We start from the raw sequence: 1,510 nt of genomic DNA, 5'->3' as shown, positions 1-1,510 counted from the left end.
CCCTCTGCAGATGGATCTAAATAGAACCATTTCGCGCCTTCTTGGTACCAACCAGTTTTCAAGGCGCCGCCTGCATTACCGTCTAAGTAATACCATTTATCATTACTTAATACCCAGCCTGTTTTCTTCACACCATGATCATAGAAAAACCATGTGCCGTTTCCATCTTCAATCCAACCATTTTGTTGGGTTGCTTGTACATTTTGTTGGGTTGCTTGTACATTTTGATTTGTTTCTGCTGCACCTATAATTGGTTGAAGACTCAGTCCAAGAGTAGTTGCTAGAATAATTGCTGTAATTTGTTTTTTCATTTTTCCCTCTCCATCCTTAAATACAAATAGCATTAACTTATATATAAGACTCTTAAATATTAACTCTCAAATTCTATTTAAATGGCAAGTATGGTGCTGGATTGATTTGACCAAATTGATATGCAGTTTTTAATTCAAAATGCAGATGGTTCCCCGTAGCGTCTCCTGTCTGTCCTACCTTACCTATTTCTTGACCTTGTTGAACATATTCTCCTTTTTGAGCTATTCTTTGACTCATATGGGCATATAAAGTGTAATGTCCATCTGCATGTTTAAGTACTACAACATTTCCATATCCACCAAATGAACCTTGTGTACCAAAGGCTGAAAATTCTACAGTTCCAGATTTAGCGGCCAGAATCGGTGTACCCGCTGGCGCTGCAAAATCAATACCTTTATGTTGCTTGTTCCCACGAGGTCCGTACCCTGAGCTTACATTTGGATTTTTTATAGGCATCTGATAGTTACTTTCAATCCATTGCCCATCATTAGCAAAATCATAGGTCTTCCCATCAATAACTACTTGTCCAGTTACCATCATGCCGCCTTTATTACCATCTAAGTAATACCATTTTCCATTTACTTGAACCCAACCTGTTTTCATAGAGCCATCTGTTGTTGGATCTAGATAATACCATTTTCCATTCACTTCAGCCCATCCAACTTTTTTTGCACCTTCTGCAGATGGATCTAAATAGAACCATTTCTCGCCTTCTTGGTACCAACCAGTCTTCATAACTCCTTCTGCATCTAAGTAATACCATTTATCATTACTTAATACCCAACCGGTTTTCATAGCTCCTTCTGCATCTAAGTAGAACCATCTTCCATTTACTTGAGTCCAACCTGTTTTCATAGCTCCACCGTCATTACCATCTAAGTAGAACCATCTCCCATGTACTTGAACCCAACCAGTTTTCATAGAGCCATCTGTTGTTGGATCTAGATAATACCATTTTCCATATACTTGAACCCATCCAACTTTTTTTGCACCTTTTGGACCCTCTGCAGATGGATCTAAATAGAACCACTTCTCGCCTTCTTGGTACCAACCAGTTTTCATGGCGCCGCCTGCATTACCGTCTAAGTAATACCATTTATCATTACTTAATACCCAGCCTGTTTTCTTCACACCATGATCATAGAAAAACCATGTGCCGTTTCCTTCTTCAATCCAACCATTTTGTTGTGTTGCTTGT

1 protein-coding gene and 1 pseudogene are annotated in these 1,510 nt (G+C 39.0%); both read right to left on the bottom strand.

Annotated features, from left to right (window positions below):
• A pseudogene (locus MR170_RS30585) lies at nt 1-311 on the bottom strand (NlpC/P60 family protein); the annotation flags it as partial.
• A gap of 73 nt (nt 312-384) precedes the next feature.
• On the bottom strand, nt 385-1,510 hold a 1,126-nt coding region (locus MR170_RS32350), incomplete at its 5' end, for a peptidoglycan DD-metalloendopeptidase family protein (RefSeq protein WP_276575690.1).

The organism is Bacillus cereus group sp. BfR-BA-01524 (genome assembly GCF_022662595.1).
Taxonomy (GTDB): Bacteria; Bacillota; Bacilli; order Bacillales; family Bacillaceae_G; genus Bacillus_A; species Bacillus_A thuringiensis_S.
This window is presented reverse-complemented; position numbering and strand designations above follow the sequence as displayed.